This window comes from Nocardioides pyridinolyticus (assembly GCF_054653575.1).
The window spans coordinates 1-209 of the sequence record NZ_BAAIFY010000123.1; the positions used below are offsets into that span (position 1 = coordinate 1).

A 209-nucleotide genomic window follows, 5' to 3' on the forward strand; every position below is an offset into this window, starting at 1 on the left:
TGGCGCTTCCACGCCTTCTTCACCACCGCCGACCCCAAGGTCCTCGACACCGTCGCCGCCGACAAGACTCACCGCCACCACGCCGTCATCGAGCAGGTCCACGCCGACCTCAAGGACGCCGCGCTGGCACACCTGCCATCCGGTGTGTTCACCGCCAACGCCGCCTGGCTGGTGCTCGCCGTCATCGCGTTCAACCTCACCCGCGCGGC

General features: G+C 69.4%; 1 pseudogene. It reads left to right on the top strand.

What is annotated here, in order from left to right:
• Nucleotides 1-209: pseudogene (locus ACYQ0U_RS22915) on the top strand (IS1380 family transposase); the annotation flags it as partial.